This is a genomic window from Lelliottia sp. JS-SCA-14, from assembly GCF_035593345.1.
In the GTDB taxonomy this organism is placed as follows: Bacteria; Pseudomonadota; Gammaproteobacteria; order Enterobacterales; family Enterobacteriaceae; genus Enterobacter; species Enterobacter wanjuensis.
On the sequence record NZ_CP141606.1, the window covers coordinates 3,442,683 to 3,459,319 of the forward strand.

Annotated in this window: 16 protein-coding genes; 7 read left to right on the top strand and 9 right to left on the bottom strand. The window is 56.5% G+C overall.

The genetic code is table 11. The features are described 5' to 3' along the window. Positions 1 to 32 precede the first annotated feature (32 nt). The 3 genes from purC to dapA all read right to left on the bottom strand — a co-directional run bounded on the left by purC (position 33) and on the right by dapA (position 2,784). Positions 33 to 746 (bottom strand): phosphoribosylaminoimidazolesuccinocarboxamide synthase, encoded by a 714-nt coding sequence (gene purC, locus U9O48_RS16085; RefSeq protein WP_095282862.1) that lies wholly within the window; start codon positions 744 to 746, stop codon positions 33 to 35. 108 nt (positions 747 to 854) lie between these two features. Then, positions 855 to 1,889 carry an outer membrane protein assembly factor BamC gene (gene bamC / locus U9O48_RS16090; protein ID WP_282495487.1) on the bottom strand — a complete coding sequence of 345 codons (1,035 nt, stop codon included), beginning with the start codon at positions 1,887 to 1,889 and terminating at the stop codon, positions 855 to 857. Positions 1,890 to 1,905: 16 nt separating this feature from the next. Continuing rightward, positions 1,906 to 2,784 carry a 4-hydroxy-tetrahydrodipicolinate synthase gene (dapA, locus tag U9O48_RS16095; RefSeq protein ID WP_282495488.1) on the bottom strand — a complete coding sequence of 293 codons (879 nt, stop codon included), beginning with the start codon at positions 2,782 to 2,784 and terminating at the stop codon, positions 1,906 to 1,908. A 145-nt stretch (positions 2,785 to 2,929) separates the two neighbouring features. Here dapA and U9O48_RS16100 point away from each other — a divergent pair, with 145 nt between their 5' ends. Together U9O48_RS16100 and bcp are read left to right on the top strand one after the other, a co-directional pair. Continuing rightward, positions 2,930 to 3,490 (top strand): glycine cleavage system transcriptional repressor, encoded by a 561-nt coding sequence (locus U9O48_RS16100; RefSeq protein ID WP_282495489.1) that lies wholly within the window; start codon positions 2,930 to 2,932, stop codon positions 3,488 to 3,490. Continuing rightward, on the top strand, positions 3,490 to 3,960 hold the full coding sequence (gene bcp / locus U9O48_RS16105) for a thioredoxin-dependent thiol peroxidase (RefSeq protein ID WP_100779347.1): 471 nt from the start codon (positions 3,490 to 3,492) through the stop codon (positions 3,958 to 3,960). The genes U9O48_RS16100 and bcp overlap by 1 nt, the downstream gene beginning before the upstream one ends. Before the next feature lie 129 nt (positions 3,961 to 4,089). Here bcp and U9O48_RS16110 read toward each other — a convergent pair whose 3' ends face one another. Next, complete coding sequence (locus U9O48_RS16110) at positions 4,090 to 5,151, bottom strand: AI-2E family transporter (protein WP_282495490.1); 1,062 nt, start codon at positions 5,149 to 5,151, stop codon at positions 4,090 to 4,092. Between the two features lie 221 nt (positions 5,152 to 5,372). Between U9O48_RS16110 and bepA the strand changes: the two genes are divergently transcribed. Continuing rightward, the gene (bepA, locus tag U9O48_RS16115; protein ID WP_285158459.1) at positions 5,373 to 6,836 is read left to right on the top strand and encodes a beta-barrel assembly-enhancing protease; all 1,464 of its coding nucleotides are present in this window, start codon (positions 5,373 to 5,375) and stop codon (positions 6,834 to 6,836) included. Between the two features lie 12 nt (positions 6,837 to 6,848). Then, a complete protein-coding gene (arsC, locus tag U9O48_RS16120) occupies positions 6,849 to 7,208 on the top strand; it encodes an arsenate reductase (glutaredoxin) (protein ID WP_324722791.1) in 360 nt (119 codons plus the stop codon). Here the strand turns inward: arsC and U9O48_RS16125 are convergent. Continuing rightward, complete coding sequence (locus tag U9O48_RS16125) at positions 7,205 to 8,029, bottom strand: XRE family transcriptional regulator (RefSeq protein ID WP_324722792.1); 825 nt, start codon at positions 8,027 to 8,029, stop codon at positions 7,205 to 7,207. The genes arsC and U9O48_RS16125 overlap by 4 nt on opposite strands. Positions 8,030 to 8,187: 158 nt before the next feature. Here U9O48_RS16125 and celB point away from each other — a divergent pair, with 158 nt between their 5' ends. Genes celB through U9O48_RS16140 form a run of 3 tightly spaced genes read left to right on the top strand, consistent with a single transcriptional unit; the run spans position 8,188 to position 11,894 of the window. Further along, entirely contained in the window at positions 8,188 to 9,507 is a 1,320-nt protein-coding gene (gene celB / locus U9O48_RS16130) for a PTS cellobiose transporter subunit IIC (RefSeq protein WP_285146855.1), read from the top strand. 3 nt (positions 9,508 to 9,510) lie between these two features. Next, positions 9,511 to 10,464, top strand: coding sequence for a N(4)-(beta-N-acetylglucosaminyl)-L-asparaginase (locus U9O48_RS16135; protein ID WP_285146856.1), 954 nt, complete (start codon positions 9,511 to 9,513; stop codon positions 10,462 to 10,464). A gap of 2 nt (positions 10,465 to 10,466) precedes the next feature. After that, positions 10,467 to 11,894 carry a leucyl aminopeptidase family protein gene (locus U9O48_RS16140; RefSeq protein ID WP_324722793.1) on the top strand — a complete coding sequence of 476 codons (1,428 nt, stop codon included), beginning with the start codon at positions 10,467 to 10,469 and terminating at the stop codon, positions 11,892 to 11,894. A 69-nt stretch (positions 11,895 to 11,963) separates the two neighbouring features. Here U9O48_RS16140 and U9O48_RS16145 read toward each other — a convergent pair whose 3' ends face one another. The 4 genes from U9O48_RS16145 to U9O48_RS16160 all read right to left on the bottom strand — a co-directional run bounded on the left by U9O48_RS16145 (position 11,964) and on the right by U9O48_RS16160 (position 16,490). Then, positions 11,964 to 12,665 (bottom strand): DnaA inactivator Hda, encoded by a 702-nt coding sequence (locus U9O48_RS16145; RefSeq protein WP_282495522.1) that lies wholly within the window; start codon positions 12,663 to 12,665, stop codon positions 11,964 to 11,966. Positions 12,666 to 12,761: 96 nt separating this feature from the next. Then, a complete protein-coding gene (gene uraA / locus U9O48_RS16150) occupies positions 12,762 to 14,051 on the bottom strand; it encodes a uracil permease (protein ID WP_095282874.1) in 1,290 nt (429 codons plus the stop codon). 87 nt (positions 14,052 to 14,138) lie between these two features. Beyond that, complete coding sequence (upp, locus tag U9O48_RS16155) at positions 14,139 to 14,765, bottom strand: uracil phosphoribosyltransferase (RefSeq protein ID WP_023308769.1); 627 nt, start codon at positions 14,763 to 14,765, stop codon at positions 14,139 to 14,141. Between the two features lie 294 nt (positions 14,766 to 15,059). After that, complete coding sequence (locus U9O48_RS16160; RefSeq protein ID WP_282495497.1) at positions 15,060 to 16,490, bottom strand: 6-phospho-beta-glucosidase; 1,431 nt, start codon at positions 16,488 to 16,490, stop codon at positions 15,060 to 15,062. Between the last annotated feature and the right edge of the window lie 147 nt (positions 16,491 to 16,637).

Consider the following 16,637-nt stretch of genomic DNA (forward strand, 5'->3'; position numbering starts at 1 on the left):
AGGATGTGCATATCCTTTGGCCTGCAAGGGAATTAATCGAGTTTCACACCCAGACGATGCGCAACGGCTTCGTACGCTTCAATCAGGCCACCCAGGCTCTGACGGAAACGGTCTTTGTCCATTTTATCGAGGGTTTCTTTGTCCCACAGGCGGCTGCCGTCCGGGGAGAACTCATCGCCCAGCACCACTTCGCCTTTGTACAGACCGAACTCCAGTTTGAAATCGACGAGGATCAGGCCCGCGTCATCAAACAGCTTTTTCAGCACGTCGTTGGCTTTGTAGGTCAGCTCCTGCATGCGCGCCAGGTTCTCTTTGCTCACCCAGCCGAAAGTTTCGCAGTAGGATTCGTTGACCATCGGATCGTGCATTTCGTCATTTTTCAGGAACAGATCGAACAACGGCGGGTTCAGCTCGATGCCTTCTTCAATGCCCAGACGCTTCACCAGGGAGCCCGCGGCGCGGTTACGCACTACGCATTCGACCGGAACCATATCCAGTTTTTTCACCAGACACTCCGTATCGGACAGCAAGGCTTCCATCTGAGTCGGGATACCGGCTTCGGCGAGTTTGCTCATAATGAAATGGTTGAACTTGTTGTTCACCATGCCTTTACGGTCGAACTGCTCAATGCGCGCGCCATCCCCTGCTGACGTATCATTGCGGAACTCGAGCACCAACAGATCCGGGTTTTCGGTGCTGTATACGGTCTTCGCTTTGCCACGATACAACTCAGCTTGCTTCTGCATCTTCATTACTCCTGGTGTGATGATATGGTCAAAATCTCGGGATATTATGCCACGCACACGTTTGCGTAGCACGAAAATAAAAAGGGCTGGATTAACCAGCCCTGTTTTTTATTTGCTGAATGCAGCCTGGAAGACCGCCACCAGCGCATCGTTCTGCGACTGGGTCAGCGTGTGACCTTTCGGATCGATGAACTGCAAGCTGCTGCGGTTATCGAGGTCACCGACCTGAATTTTGTAATCGCCGGAAGCGAGGCCCGGATCGCTGGCACCCAGATCTTTCCATGCGCTATCGGAAAGCGGTTTGTAGGTGGCCGTCATGCTGCCCGTTGAACGGGTGCTGTCGGTCACTTTCATACCGGCTTTTTCCAGCACGGCTGGCAGACGCTGCCAGGTCTGCTGGAACGGTGCACGCACCACCAGCATTGGCAGACCGGTGTCATCGGCGGCGCTCTGCACGTCGAAGGTCACGCCACTGCGGCTCTGCGCGGAGTTCGCCGCATCGGTCGCGTTTTTATCGAGACCCGAGGCAATCACGTTCAGCATTTCGGTGCTGTAGCGCTGCAGGGATGCCGCATCCGCCACTGGCTTACCCGCCTGCTCCAGGTTCAGCAGCTTGACCGTGACGGCCTGCTGATAACCCTGTGGTTTGACAGAGACTTGATAACGACCACGGTACTGCTGATCTTCATCCAGACGGTTCCATTCGATCCAGTCGGTCGTCAGGCTCTGACTCGCGTCGTCGCGCTTATCAATTGCGTAATTTTTCGACTGAATCACGCTCACTACCTGCGGCCACAGGGTACTGTTGCGACCGTTTTCGACCAGCAGGGTTGCGGTGTCACCCGTAAACTGGGTACGCGCACCGCTCACCAGCGCCAGAGGCTGCGCCGGTGGACGAATGTCCAGCGCTTTGCCCACTGCGCCACTGCCGTTGGTGACAGGAATATTGTAATCGCCGTTTTGAATCGGCAGGATCATACCCGCTGGCGCATGAAGTTCAGCAAGCGGCGCAGCATCCAGATAGGATTCATCACCGCTCACCTGGCGCTTGTAGCGCGAGTCTGAACTACAGGCGGCGAGGAGCATAACAAGCGAAACACCCGCAACCTTCGCCAGGCGCGACTTCTGTACTGAGTAAGCCATCAAATCTCCCTAAACTCTACAGCAAACCGGCATGCTTCAGCGCCCCGGTGACCACTTCGCGACCGTGGTCGGTAATGGGGGTCATCGGCAGACGCAGCGTGTCGGTCGCTACAAGTCCCAACTCCTTACATGCCCATTTCACTGGGATAGGATTGGGTTCGACAAATAATTTTGTGTGCAGCGGCATCAGACGCTGGTTAATCAAGCGAGCTTCGTCGAAATGACCCGCCGCAGCCAGTTTGCACATTTCGGCCATATCACGCGCCGCGATGTTAGAGGTCACGGAAATCACGCCGTGACCACCGAGCTGCATGAAGTCCAGCGCGGTCGCATCATCACCACTAAGCAGAATAAAGTCGTCTGAAACCAGCTCTTTGATCTGGTGAACGCGGCTTAAGTTCCCGGTCGCCTCTTTAATTGCGATAATATTTTTAACTTTCGAGAGACGGCCTACGGTTTCCGGCAGCATATCGCAGCCAGTGCGCGACGGCACATTATACAGAATTTGTGGCAAGTCAGTATGTTCAGCGATGGCTTTGAAGTGCTGGAACAGACCTTCCTGGGTCGGGCGGTTGTAGTACGGGGTCACCGTCAGGCAGCCGACGATGCCGCTGTTGTTGAAACGCTGGGTCAGGCTGATGGCCTCTGCGGTGGCATTTGCCCCCGTCCCGGCAATCACAGGGATACGCCCGTCCGCCAGTTCGACGGTCATCATCACCACATCGCCGTGTTCGTCATGGCTCAGGGTGGCGGATTCACCGGTAGTCCCTACGGAAACGATCGCCGAAGTCCCGTTGGCGACATGGTAATCAATCAGTTTTTTCAGGCTTGACCGGCAGACATTACCTTTCTCATCCATCGGCGTAACAAGCGCAACAATACTTCCCGTGAACATGGGCCATCCTCTGTGCAAACAAGATTCTCAATGGTACGTTTGGAACTGTAATAAAAGCAAGCGACGTAAGGCGTCCAGGCTGTTGTATGCACGTTTTTTTTATGCTTTCCTTAGGATGACTTAACCACGCAAAGGAAGAACAGGTTTGACAACCTCATCACAACATTACCTGGTTATCACTGCGCTGGGTGCCGACAGAGCCGGTATTGTGAACACCATCACCCGCCACGTCAGCAGTTGCGGCTGTAATATCGAAGACAGCCGCCTGGCCATGCTGGGCGACGAGTTCACCTTTATCATGCTGCTCTCCGGGACATGGAACGCGATTACGCTCATTGAATCCACTTTACCGCTTAAAGGCGCGGAGCTGGATTTGCTGATCGTGATGAAACGCACAACTGCGCGCCCGCGCCCGGCGATGCCGGCGACCGTCTGGGTGCAGGTTGAAGTCACCGACTCCCCGCATTTAATCGAACGTTTCACGGCTCTCTTTGACAGCCATCAGATGAACATCGCCGAACTGGTCTCCCGCACACAGCCGGGGCCGGTACCAAAATTGTTCATTCAGATCACCGCACACAGCCCTGCCTCACACGATGCATCAAATATTGAGCAAGCGTTCAAAGCACTCTGTACAGAACTCAATGCACAAGGCAGTATAAACGTCGTCAATTATTCGCAGCACGAACAGGATGGAGTTGAGTAATGAATCCACTGAAAGCCGGTGACATCGCACCGAAATTTAGCCTGCCCGATCAAGACGGCGAGCAAGTAAATTTGACCGACTTCCAGGGACAGCGTGTTCTGGTCTATTTCTACCCGAAAGCCATGACGCCAGGGTGTACCGTACAGGCGTGCGGTTTACGCGATAACATGGATGATTTGAAAAAAGCTGGGGTCGACGTGCTGGGTATCAGCACCGATAAATCAGAAAAACTGTCACGTTTCGCTGAAAAAGAGCTGCTGAACTTTACGCTGCTCTCCGATGAAGACCATCAGGTCTGCGAACAGTTTGGCGTCTGGGGCGAGAAGACCTTTATGGGCAAAACCTACGACGGCATTCATCGCATCAGTTTCCTGATCGATGCCGATGGCAAAGTTGAACATGTGTTTGACGATTTCAAAACCAGCAACCACCACGACGTGGTGCTCGACTGGCTGAAAGCGAACGCGTGAGTTGCTTGAGCCGTCTGCTGCCCGGCGGCGCTACGCTTGCACGGGCCTACAAATAAAACGCAAAAGGCAACCGAGAGGTTGCCTTTTTTAACATTGTAGGCCGGGTAAGCGCAGCGCCACCCGGCAAATTTACTCTTCCACCGCAGGCACATCCGGCCACGCATGAACCACGGCTTTGATGAGCGTCGCCAGCGGAATCGCAAAGAACACTCCCCAGAAGCCCCACAAACCGCCGAAAATCACCACCGACAGAATAATCACCAGCGGATGCAGGTTCACCGCTTCCGAGAACAGCACCGGCACCAGCAGGTTGCCATCCAGCCCCTGAATAATCAGGTACACGGCGAAACAGCTCCAGAACTCAGTGCCGAGACCAAACTGGAACAGCGCCACGCCGACCACCGGGATCGTCACCACGAACGCGCCGATATAAGGGATCAGCACCGAGAAGCCCACCAGCACCGCCAGCAGCAGGGAATAGTTCAGGCCAAAGATGATGAAGCCAATCCAGGTCGCCACGCCGACCACAATCATCTCCAGCACTTTGCCGCGAATGTAGTTGGTGATCTGCTGGTTCATCTCCTTCCACACCTGCCCCGCCAGGCCACGGTTGCGCGGCAGAATGCGGCGCACGGCGTTGAGCATCTGCTCTTTGTCCTTCACGAGGAAGAAGACCATCAGCGGCACCAGCACCAGATAGACCGCCAGCGTCAGCAGCCCTACCAACGAAGCGAGAGAGTATTTCACCACCGAATCGCCCATCGTCATGATGCGGGCGCGCATGTTTTCCGCCATTGCATCAATAATGCCCGCGTCCATCAGCGCCGGATAACGGCGCGGCAGCGTGGCGGCAAAATCGGAGAGTTTATTTAGCATCCCAGGCATATCGCGGATCAGGTAAATCCCCTGCTGCCAGGCCACGGGCATCACCACGAATGACATCAACAGCAAAATCCCGACGAACAGGATCAGCACGATGCTGGTCGCCCAGCGGCGGGAGCAGCCGATTTTCTCCAGCCGAACCGTCGGCCATTCGAGGAGATAGGCCAGCACCAGGGCAACGAGAAGCGGCGCCAGCAGGCCACTGAAGAAGAATAAAATACCGAACCCGGCGACCAGAATGACCAGCAAAGCAATGGCTTCGGGATCGCTGAAACGACGCCGATACCACTGCATTAACATTTCGAGCATACAACCCTTCCCTGAATCTGATGGCTGGAGCGAGAGTCGAATTGTATCTAACTGTCACACAAAAGACTTTCCATTTTTGACGCGGCGTCACGAAACGCAAAAGGCCGACGCCGGGGATTTTCTTCACGCCCTAACACGGCTACACTCGCAGAGCAGTTGAAGGTGAACGATATGCACGTTCTTCGGTCAAATGGCTACATCCAAAATACAGGGCAGAGGTTATGTTCAGGCAGTTGAAAAAAACTCTGGTTGCAACGCTGATTGCCGCGCTGACTGTCGGCCAAATGGCGCCAGCTTTCGCTGACTCCGCCGATACATTGCCGGACATGGGTACCTCAGCAGGAAGCACGCTCTCCATCGGGCAAGAGATGCAGATGGGTGATTACTATGTGCGTCAGCTCCGCGGCAGCGCGCCGCTGATCAATGACCCGCTGCTGGTGCAATATATCAACGGGCTCGGCATGCGCCTCGTGGCCCACGCCGATTCGGTCAAAACCCCTTTCCACTTCTATTTAATCAATAACGACGAAATCAACGCCTTCGCCTTCTTCGGCGGCAACGTAGTGCTGCATTCGGCGTTATTCCGCTATTCCGATAACGAAAGCCAGCTCGCATCGGTGATGGCGCACGAAATCTCCCACGTCACTCAGCGCCATCTGGCGCGTGCGATGGAAGATCAGAAAAAGAATGCGCCCCTGACCTGGGTCGGTGCCTTAGGCTCGATTCTGCTGGCGATGGCCAGCCCGCAGGCCGGGATGGCGGCACTGACCGGCACGCTCGCCGGAACGCGCCAGGGGATGATCAGCTTTACCCAACAGAACGAACAGGAAGCGGACCGCATTGGCATTCAGGTGCTCCAGCGCTCCGGGTTTGATCCGCAGGCTATGCCTTCGTTCCTCGAAAAACTGCTCGACCAGGCGCGGTACTCCACCCGTCCACCGGAAATTTTGCTGACGCACCCCCTGCCGGAAAGCCGTCTATCCGATGCGCGTAACCGCGCCAATCAGATGCGTCCGGTCGTCGTTCAGTCGTCGCAGGATTTCTACATGGCGAAGGTCAGAACCCTCGGCATGTACAATTCCGGGCGTAACCAGCTGACGGGCGAACTGCTCGATGCGCTGGCGAAAGGCAACGTCCGCGAGCAGAACGCGGCGCAGTACGGCCGCGCGCTGCAGGCGATGGAAACCAGCAAATACGATGAAGCGCGCAAAGCACTCCAGCCGCTGCTGGCCGCCGATCCGAACAACGCCTGGTATCTGGATCTCTCGACCGATATTGATTTAGGGCAGAAGAAAACAGCCGATGCGATTAACCGCCTGAAAAACGCCAAAGATCTGCGCACCAATCCGGTGTTGCAGCTCAACCTGGCGAACGCTTACTTACAGGGCGGTCAGCCCAAGGACGCGGCGACGATTCTGAATCGCTACACGTTTGACCACAAAGACGATCAAAACGGCTGGGATCTGCTGGCGCAGACCGAAGCGCAGCTCGGCAACCGCGATCAGGAGCTGGCCGCGCGCGCCGAAGGTTTTGCCCTGGTGGGGCGCCTGGATCAGTCGATTTCCCTGTTAAGCAGCGCCAGTTCGCAGGTCAAACTCGGCAGCCTGCAGCAGGCACGTTACGACGCCCGAATCGATCAGCTGCGCGGGTTGCAGCAACGCTTCAAGCCGTACGAGAAGATGTAATAAGGAGAAGTCATGTCAGACGCGGTAAAAATTTATCACAACCCTCGCTGCTCCAAGAGCCGCGACACCCTGAGCCTGCTGAAATCGAACGGCATTGACCCTGAAGTGGTGTTGTATCTGGACACCCCACCGGACGCCGCCACCATCCGCCAGCTCCTGCACATGCTGGGTATGGCAAGCGCACGGGAGCTGATGCGCCAGAAAGAGGATCTGTATAAGTCCTTAAACCTTGATGACAGCCACCTGTCTGAAGAGGACCTGATTCAGGTGATGGTCGAAAATCCTAAGCTGATGGAACGCCCGATTGTGGTCGCCAACGGTGAAGCGCGCATTGGCCGTCCGCCGGAAGATGTGCTCGAAATCCTCAACTAATCAGTGCGCCGCAGCGCTTCGAGAAAAGCCTGCGGCGTCGTGTCTCCCAGCTTTTTCTGCGCTTTGCCCTGATTGTAAAACTCCCCAATTCGCATCAGCAGTTGCCCTGCCGGTTCCACATTCACCCGCGGAATAATCTCGCCGAGCGGGACCGTCACCTGTACCGCACTGTGCTTCGCCGCGCTGTTTTTTATCACCACACCGTCCAGGTTTAACCGAGTGGTAAAACCGAAAGTCTCAACGGATTGGATATCAGCCGGGCAGGCTTTCAGCAGCTCTTTCGCCCAGTTCGCCACCAGCTGCGGCGAAATCCCGGCGTAAAGCCGGGCAAAGCACCAGCCGCTGATCGGCTCCCGCGCCCACAGGAGATGTTGCTCGCCGCCGTCGTCCATATGCAGCGAGAGCGGGAGATGATGCAGCTCCAGCCGCTGCGGTATAAGACCCGCTTTTAGCGCCTTTGTCCCCTGCTGTGGCGCACCCTGGCGCGATGCCGCAGCGGGTTTCAGATAGCGATTGAGCGTCGCGCGCGAAACGCTGATCCCCAGTCCTTCATTCACCAGCAGCAAAAGTTCGTCCAGCGGCGCACCGGTGGCGTCGCGCAGAGCATTAATCAATGACACCTGCTCTTGTCTCATCGCTTTGTGTATCACTTTTGGCGTCGTATGGTTGTCTGAAACCTGCTCGCGCTTGCGCCAGCGCCGGACGGTAGTGACCGAAATGCCCAGCTCCACGGCCAGCTCTCTGTCGCTTTTATCAGACTCCTGCAGATAGCGACGGGTGCGCGGTGTGGTGGTGGCATTGGCGTGCAGTTTAATTTCCATCCCGAACCCTCAGTGGAATTTATTATAACCAATCTTGTGAGATTTATATTAACAACGCGATTACATTGTGACCTGTTTCACCTTTCGGTGGCAACGCTTCGCTGATAATCCTCAGACATAACACAAACAACGTCACTCGATCTTGTACGGAGTTCACAATGAACAATGTTCTGGGATTTATGGAAGCAAAATTGATGCCGCTGGCGGCCAAAACGGCTCAGCAGCGTCATCTGGGTGCCATTCGTGGCGCGTACGTTTCATTCATGCCATTTATCATCGTCGGGTCGATTCTGCTGGTGATCTCGTCGTTTCCGAATCAGACCTATCAGCAATTTATGTCGTCAGCCTTCGGCGAAAGCTGGAGCTCGATTATCGAGATCCCGTTTAACGCCGTCTTCTCCACCATGTCGCTGTTTATCAGCTTCCTGGTCGCCTTCCGTCTGGCGGAGCATTACGGCGAAGACCGCATCTCGTGCGGGATCCTGGCGCTGGTCAGTTTCCTGATCCTGACACCGTTTATCAAAGTGGCGGAGAACGGCGGCATTACCGTGATGCCGGTCGAGTGGATTGGCAGTAAAGGGCTGTTCGTGGCGATGATTGGCTCGCTGCTGTGGACGGAGCTGTTCTGCTGGCTGAAGCGCAAAAACCTGGTGATCAAAATGCCAGACGGCGTACCGCCCGCGGTGCAGGAGTCTTTCGCCGCGCTGATCCCCGCCCTGGTGGTGATGATCCTGGTGCTGGTGATCCGCATCCTGTTTGAAAACACCCATTACCACACCATCCATCAGTTCATCTATGAAGTGGTCGCCACGCCGGTGCGTCACTACGGCACCTCCTATTTCGGCGCGCTGATGACGGTGTTCAGCATCACCATTTTGTGGTCCGTGGGTATTAACTCCGGGTCGATGATCAACGGCATCATCCGTCCGCTGTGGATGGAGAACCAGACCGACAACATCGCTGCCATTCAGGCGGGTGTGACGCCGCCGCACATTATCACCGAACAGTTTTTCGACATGATCTGGATGGGCGGCGCGGGTGCCACGCTGTCGCTGGTGATTGCGATGCTGATTTTTGCCCGCAGTAAAAACATGCGCGAAGTGGCGCGACTCGGCGCGGGCGCGTCGGTGTTTAACATCAACGAACCAATTCTGTTCGGCCTGCCGGTGATCATGAACCCGATCATGCTGATTCCGTTTAACCTGGTGCCGCTGGTGTTGGTCACCGTGCAGTACGCGGCGATGAAAATTGGTGCCGTCGCCGTGACGACCGGGGTGTTTATTCCCTGGACGCTGCCGCCGGTGATCAGCGGATTTATCGTCACCGGGCACATCAGCGGCAGCGTGATGCAGCTGCTCAACCTGCTGATCGGCGCGATGCTCTATCTGCCGTTTATGCGCATTCTGGACAAACAGTACCGCGCGGCGGAAATCGCCACCGCGACGCAACCCGAAGCCACACTGGCTAAACAGGAGTAAAGCATGTGGGGAATTATCGCAACCTGGCGAATGGCGCTGGAAGGAGTGACGGAGTCTGCGTCTGCGCTGGCTGCGGGGAAGCCGGTTTCGACGGCGGTAGTGGATGCCGTTGCTGCCGTTGAAGACTTCCCGTTTTACAAGTCCGTCGGCTACGGCGGGCTGCCTACCGAAAATGGCGAGGTGGAACTCGACGCCGCCTATATGGACGGCGACACCCTGGCCTTCGGCGCAGTGGGCAACCTGGTGGATATCGCCAACCCGGTGAGAGTTGCGCAAGCGCTCAGCCGCCAGCGCTACAACAGCCTGCTGGTCGGCCAGGGCGCGCGCGAGTGGGCGCTGAGTCAGGGCTTTTCGGACAAAACCATGCTCACCGACCGGGCGATGCAACATTACCGCAAGCGCTGTCGCGAAACGCTGGATAAGGGCTTAAGCCCCTATGACGGCCACGACACCGTCGGCATTATCGGGCTCGATAAGCAGGGTTCGATGAGCGTTGCCACCTCCACCAGCGGCCTGTTTATGAAAAAACGCGGGCGCATCGGGGATTCACCGATCATCGGTTCAGGTTTTTACTGCGACAGCGAAACGGGGGCGGCCACCGCCACCGGCGTGGGTGAAGACCTGATGAAAGGCTGCACCAGCTACGAAATCGTCCGCCGTATGGCGCAGGGCATGACGCCGCAGCAGGCCGCGGATTCCGTGGTCTTCGAACTGGAAGATAAGCTGATGTCGCGCTTTGGCCGCGTGGGCGATCTCTCGGTGGTGTGCATGAATAACAAAGGCGAGTTTGGTGCAGCGACCAATATCAAAACCTTCTCCTTTGTGGTCGCTACCGCCACTCAGCCGTTAACCGTTTTTCGCACCGAACGCCTGCGCGAGAAAACCCACTATCAGGCCGTGGATGATGAATGGATGCAGGCCTATGCCGCGCGGATCCGCGCCCCGATTGAGGAATAACCATGATCACCTGTGAGCTGATTACCACTCTTGCAGCAGCAAAACCTGAGACACATCTGCTGGCGCGCCCGTCCTGCGCGCTGCTGCCGGATACCACCCTGATTCGTGAAATGCGTGAACTCACAAGCGTGGCGGATACGCGCTTCGGCTGCGCGCCCTTTGCTCGCATCACCCTGCTGCCGGACGCCCTGTGGCAGGATGCGCTGACCGACGGATTAGTGAACGCCCTGCGTCCGCTGTTTGCCGCCCCCGTCAGCGAGAATGTGGTGATAGACGTCAGCCATATTCACGACACCGTGCTGGCTCAGGTGCTGCGCTTTCTGTTCAACCAGGCGCATAAACTCAGTGATTTGCAGCTGAAGAAAAAAGACGACTCTGGCCTTCGGATTCGCCACGTTGCCGCGCTTTGTCTGCCTGAGCAGCGAGAGCGTTTGGCGAAAATCATCCAGCAGCAGCAGGCCATCGCCAACGGAATGATCGCCGCACGCCGTCTGGCGGATACACCGTCCGATCGCTGCACGCCGCAATATGTGGTCGACGAAGCCCAAACGCTCTGTGCCGCCTTCCCTGCCCTGCGCTGTGAAGTGCTCGATGAAAAACAGATCGTAGAACAAGGCCTGGGGCTGCTGCATGCCGTGGGCAAAGGGGCCACCTGCCCGCCGCGCCTGCTGGCGATTCACTACGACGGCACAAATGACGGTCCGGTTCGCTGCTACGTGGGCAAAGGGATCACTTTTGACACGGGCGGTCTGTGGCTGAAAGAAGGCGCGGGCATGTACACCATGAAGTACGACATGTGCGGCGCGGCTAACGTGCTGGGGCTGATGCTCACGGTGGCTGAACTCAAACTCCCCGTGCGGATTATGGGCGTGCTGGCGCTGGCGGAAAACGCCATCGGCCCGGACGCCATGCAGCCGGGAACGGTGGCGCGCGCCTGTAACGGTCTGACGGTGGAGATCAACAATACCGACGCCGAAGGACGACTGGTGCTGGCCGATGCCATCGCCTGGGCGAGCCAGCGGCATCCGCAGGCGCACTACATCATTGATATGGCAACGTTAACTGGTGCGGTAGTGAAAGCGCTGGGCTATGAGCTGAGCGGATTGATGACGCAGAACGAACCGCTGCGGGATCATCTGACCCAGGCAGGGATCAGGAGCGGGGACGAAGTATGGTCGCTGCCGCTGGACGTGCGGCTGAAAAAGCAGACGGAGAGTACGATTGCCGATCTGTGCAATACGCCAACCAATAATGCGGCGATCAGCGCGTCAGCGGCGTGGTTATTGCATCATTTTTGTCCGCCGACGATTCCGTGGGCGCACCTGGATATCAGCGGGACCGCGTTGTGGCGTGAAGGCGGGAGAAGCGTGGCGTCGGGACGGCCGATTCCGTTATTAGTCGAGCATTTGTTAGCGGATATCGAATCGTAGGCCCGTGCAAGCGAAGCGCCGCCGGGCAACAAAGCCGGGTGGCGGCTTCGCCTTACCCGGCCTACGGCTCTATAACTTCAACGTCTCTTTCACAAACGGAATGGTCAGCTTGCGCTGGGCGGTGATAGACGCGTGGTCGAGCTGATCCAGCGTATCAAACAGGGTGCGCATCTCGCGATCCAGCCGTTTTAACAGAAAACGTCCCACGTCTTCCGGCAGCTCAAACCCGCGTAACCGCGAGCGCAACTGCAGCGCCTGAAGTTTGTCTTCATCGGAGAGCGGCTGCAGCTTGTAAATTTGTCCCCAGTCGAGACGAGACGCCAGGTCCGGTAATCCGAGATTCAGCTGGCGTGGTGGGCGATCGCCGGTGATCAGCAACCGGGTTTTCCCCGATTCCAGAATCCGGTTGTAGAGGTTAAACATCGCCATTTCCCACAGCTCATCCCCGGCGATGCATTCGATATTGTCGATGCAAACCAGCGAAAGATGTTCCATGCCGTCGAGCACTTCCGGGACAAACCAGGTGCGCTTATCCAGCGGCACGTAGCCTACCGCGTCGCCGCGCTGGGAAAGCTCCGCGCAGGCGGCGTGCAGCAGATGGCTGCGTCCCGCGCCTTCGCGTGACCAGATATAAATGTATCCGCTGTGCTCCTGGCGTAACACGTTTTGCAGTGCAGCCAGTAAAGAGGGGTTATCGCCCGGCCAGAAACTCGCGAAAGTTTCGTCGTCAGGAAGATAAAGTGGCAGAGAGAGCTGTGCCGGTCCGTTCAGAAATACCTCGATCAAGGTCTCACATAAAATCGGGAGGGAGTTTATCACGGAACCCGCGATGAGAGAACCGGGCGGATCGTCCGCCCGGATTCAGGATCAATGTGACGCTTTTTCGCTCTCCTGAGCGTCCAGCACTTCTTCTTCCGGGCGAAGCACAGAGATCAGCTTGAAGATCAGGCTCAGGCCCACGCCAACGATAGTCGCCAGCGCCATTCCTTTCAGCTCTGCCGCACCGATGTGCACCTTCGCGCCGCTCACGCCGATGATCAGGATAACGGAGGTCAGGATCAGGTTCTGCGTTTTGTTGTAATCCACTTTGGATTCAATCAGCACGCGAATACCGGACGCACCAATCACCCCGTACAGCAGCAGAGAGACACCACCGATCACCGGAACCGGGATAATCTGGATCGCCGCCGCCAGTTTCCCGACGCAGGAGAGCAGAATCGCAAAGATCGCCGCTCCGCCAATCACCCAGGTACTGTAGACGCGGGTAATCGCCATCACGCCGATGTTCTCACCGTAGGTGGTGTTTGGCGTGGAGCCGAAGAAACCGGAGATCATGGTCGACAGACCGTTGGCAAACATCGAACGGTGCAGGCCAGGGTCGCGGATCAGATCTTTTTTGACGATGTTCGCCGTCACCACCAGGTGGCCGACGTGCTCGGCAATCACCACCAGCGCTGCAGGCAGGATGGTGAAGATCGCAAACCACTCAAAGCGTGGCGTGTAGAAGGTTGGCAGCGCGAACCAGTGCGCCTGGGCAATCGGGGAGGTATCCACCACGCCCATCGCGAAGGAGAGCGCGTAGCCCGCCAGCACCCCAATCAGAATCGGGATAATCGCCAGGAAACCGCGGAACAGCACCGAACCGAATACGGTTACGCCCAGAGTCACCAGCGAAATAATGATGGTTTTGGATTCCGGGGATTGTCCGTCCGCAGGCAGCAGACCAGCCATGTTTGCCGCCACACCCGCCAGCTCGAGGCCGATGACGGCAACGATTGCGCCCATCGCCGCAGGCGGGAACATCACGTCCAGCCAGCCGGTCCCGGCTTTCTTCACAATGAAAGCCACCAGGCAGAACAGCGCGCCGCACATGATAAACCCGCCCAGCGCCACTTCGTAGCCTAACGGCAGCAGCAGCAAGACCGGGGAGATAAACGCAAAGCTGGAGCCCAGATACGCCGGGATTTTGCCTTTACAGATGAAAAGGTACAGCAGCGTGCCGACGCCGTTGAACAGCAGTACGGTGGCCGGGTTGATGTGAAACAGGATGGGCACCAGTACGGTTGCGCCAAACATGGCAAACAAGTGCTGCAAACTAAGCGGGATCGTCTGCAAAAGCGGCGGTCTTTCACTCACCCCGATAGTACGGCGCGTCATAGTGTTTTCCTCTAAGTATTGTGAGTTGTTTGTGTTTTATTCAAAAAAAAGCCGACTATCAAAGTCGGCTTTTTTATCGTTATTCGATTATTTCGTACCAAAAATCTTGTCGCCAGCATCGCCGAGCCCCGGGATGATGTACCCGTGCTCGTTCAGCCCCTGGTCGATAGAGGCGGTATACAGCTCAACGTCCGGGTGCGCTTTTTCCAGCGCCGCGATACCTTCCGGTGCCGCAACCAGTACCAGCACTTTGATGCTGTTACAGCCGGCATTTTTCAGCAGGTCGATGGTCGCGATCATGGAGCCGCCGGTGGCGAGCATTGGGTCAACGACCAGCGCCATACGCTCGTCGATGTTAGACACCAGCTTCTGGAAATACGGGACGGGTTCGAGAGTTTCTTCGTTACGGTAGATACCGACTACGCTGATACGCGCGCTCGGTACGTGCTCCAGCACGCCTTCCATCATGCCCAGACCTGCGCGCAGGATTGGCACCACGGTAATTTTTTTACCTTTGATCTGCTCAACCTGAACCGGGCCGTTCCAGCCTTCGATGGTCACTTTTTCAGTTTCCAGGTCAGACGTTGCTTCGTAAGTCAGTAAGCTTCCAACTTCAGAGGCCAGTTCGCGAAAACGCTTCGTGCTGATGTCATGCTCACGCATCAGGCCCAGCTTGTGTTTAACGAGTGGGTGTTTCACTTCCACAATCTTCATTCTCATTCTCCTCTGAGGTGGCTACCGCAAAAAAAATCGCCGGATTATACCGCTTTTTTCCGGGTTCGCCATACCCATCTTGCTTGATGCCGATCAAGCAAAGTGGATTAGGGAGCGATAGTGAGTATAAAACAGGAAAAAAAAGAAGGGAGTTTTGCCGGGTGGAGGTAAAGGCAAAACGGCAACCCGGTTGCCGTTTTTGGTGTTTGCGCCCTCTCCCGTGGGAGAGGGTCGGGGTGAGGGCACCAGACCGCAGAGGCTTATGGCCCGTGCAAGCGCAGCGCCGCCGGGCGATTACAGGTCTGCGCCGTTAGTGGCGATCACCTTCTGATACCAGTCGAAAGATTTTTTCTTGCTGCGGTTCAGGGTGCCGTTTCCTTCGTTGTCTTTATCAACAAAAATAAAGCCATAACGTTTTTTCATCTCGCCGGTTCCGGCAGAGACCAGATCGATACAGCCCCACGGGGTGTAACCCATCAGATCCACGCCATCTTCGACGACCGCTTTTTTCATCTCGCGGATATGGGCGTCGAGATAATCGATGCGGTACTGGTCATTGACCGTACCGTCGCTCTCCTGCACGTCGATCGCCCCGAAGCCGTTTTCAACGATAAACAGCGGCAGCTGGTAGTGATCCCAGAACCAGTTCAGGGAGTAGCGCAGGCCCACCGGGTCAATCTGCCAGCCCCAGTCGGATTTCTGCACGTACGGGTTGGAAACGAGGCTTTTGCTTTCGTCATAATCAAGCTGCGGATTATCCGGCGTGGCTTTGGTGGCGAAGGACATGTAATAGCTGAAGCCGATGTAATCGACGCAGCCCTGCTTCAGAGCTGCAATGTCTTCGTCGGTAATATCCAGCTCGAAACCGCGGCGCTCAAAGTAGTTCAGCAGGTGCTGCGGATATTTCCCGCGCACGTGTACGTCGGTGAACCAGTAGCGACGGTGCATGGCGTTCATCGCCATCATGATGTCGTTTGGCGCGCAGCTCAGCGGATAGATTGGGCACATGGCAATCATGCAGCCGATTTGCAGGGACGGATTGATTTCACGTCCGGCTTTCACCGCCAGGGCGCTGGCCACCAGCTCATAGTGCGCGGCCTGGAACATCACCGGCTCGCGATCTTCACCCTCTTCATATTTCAGGCCGGAGTTGGTGAAGGGTGCGAAATCTTCGTGGAAGTTGGCCTGGTTGTTGATCTCGTTAAAGGTCATCCAGTACTTCACTTTGTGCTGATAACGCTTAAAGCAGACGCTGGCGAAACGCACAAACATGTCGATCAGCTTACGGTTGCGCCAGCCGCCGTATTCGGTCACCAGATGGAAAGGCATCTCGAAGTGCGACAGGGTAATCACCGGCTCGATGCCGTGTTTCAGGCATTCGTCGAACAGGTCGTCGTAGAATTTCAGACCGGCTTCGTTAGGCTCCAGCTCGTCGCCTTTCGGGAAAATGCGCGTCCAGGCAATGGAGGTGCGGAAACATTTAAAGCCCAGTTCGGCGAAAAGTTTGATGTCTTCTTTGTAGCGATGGTAAAAATCGATGGCTTCGTGGTTCGGGTAGTTTTTGCCCTGGATGACGCCCTGGGTGATTTCACGCGGTACGCCGTGCGCCCCGACCGTCATCACGTCCGCGACGCTTATCCCCTTACCACCCTCTTTCCAGCCGCCTTCCAGCTGATGCGCCGCCACCGCGCCGCCCCACAGAAAACCTTCTTTAAATCCTGGCATGCCTTTTCCCTCATTCTGCGTTATTTTCTGCAAAAACAATTACAGAAACCGGTTTCAGTCAAATCATGTGCAATGGCTTAGCCTGTTGCAAGCAGATTGCCGAAACCGGTTTCATTTTCGTGAACGGTATCAAGTTTGTCCTCGCCC